Below are 762 nucleotides of genomic sequence, written 5' to 3' on the forward strand. Positions count from 1 at the left end.
TGTTATACCTATAGCAGATATTATACCAGAGTTTAAAAATTATAATATGATTAATTTTATAGAAAATTGTAATAAAGAAATACTAAATAAATTAGAAAAAGAAATAGATACTTTCAAGCAAACTTATTCAATAGAAAAACTTCAATTGCTTTCACCTATCACAAARCCTATACATGATATAATATGCGTAGGAGTAAATTATCAAGACCATATTAACGAAGTAAAAAATAATATTAATGATGTACAAAACACAAAACCTGTATATTTCTCTAAAAGAGCTATTTATATAATAGGACATAATCATAATATAAATGCAAGATTAGATTTAGATGAAGCATTAGACTATGAAGCAGAGTTAGCAATTRTAATAGGKAAAAAAGCAAAAGATATAAAAATAGAAGAAGTAAATGAATATATATTCGGATATAGTATTTTTAATGATATATCTTCAAGAAAAATACAAAAAGAACATTCTCAGTGGTATAAAGGAAAAAGTTTAGATACTTACAGTTCAATGGGGCCATGCATARTATATAAAGATGATATAAAAGATGTAAATAACTTAAATATAAAATCAACTCTAAACGAYGAAAYAAGACAAAACTCAAATACAAAACATATGATACATAATATATATGAATTAGTAAGCGATATATCTAAAGGAATGACATTAGAACCAGGAGATATAATAGCAACCGGCACACCTTCTGGAGTTGGTATGGGATTTAACCCTCCTAAATATATGAAAAATGGTGATAAAAT

At 25.0% G+C, this 762-nt stretch carries 1 protein-coding gene; it reads left to right on the plus strand.

Annotated features, from left to right (window positions below; translation table 11 throughout):
- A partial coding sequence (locus GQX97_RS13045) for a fumarylacetoacetate hydrolase family protein (protein WP_157152277.1) occupies positions 1-762 on the plus strand: 762 nt, incomplete at both ends.

The organism is Brachyspira sp. SAP_772 (assembly GCF_009755885.1).
Classification (GTDB): Bacteria; Spirochaetota; Brachyspiria; order Brachyspirales; family Brachyspiraceae; genus Brachyspira.